The following is a 387-nucleotide window of genomic DNA, read 5'->3' as shown; positions in this document are numbered from 1 at the left end:
GCCCGCGCCCGGGACCTGCGTGAGAACATCGCCCGCATCCGCCAACTGATCACGACCCAGGCCGTGCCGGCCGACGCCGTCAAGGCGATCGAGACGGCCATGCAGGCGCTCGACGCGGCGCGCGGCCGCGCCGAGGCGAAGGCGCCGCGGGTGCGGGTGAGCCTCGGCCCGGCCGGTGCCGGCCGCGTCACCTGCGCGGGCGAGCCGGTCGAGGGCACGCGCGACCTCGCCGCGCTGACGCCGCTCGCCATCGCGGTCGGCGACCTCGCCACGATCGAGATCACGCCGGCCGCCTCCGAGGACGCGGGCGCCATCGAGGCGGCGCGCGAAAAGCTCGCCGAGGCGCTGCGCAAGGCGGGCGTCGGCTCGCTCGCCGAGGCGCACGAG

At 78.0% G+C, this 387-nt stretch carries 1 protein-coding gene; it reads left to right on the top strand.

The features are described from left to right. On the top strand, positions 1–387 hold a 387-nt coding region (locus CH341_RS34795), incomplete at both ends, for a hypothetical protein (RefSeq protein WP_210208716.1).

Source organism: Rhodoplanes roseus (genome assembly GCF_003258865.1).
GTDB lineage: Bacteria > Pseudomonadota > Alphaproteobacteria > Rhizobiales > Xanthobacteraceae > Rhodoplanes > Rhodoplanes roseus.
The sequence above is the reverse complement of the archived record's forward strand: the minus strand, read 5'-3'. Positions and strand labels throughout refer to the sequence as shown.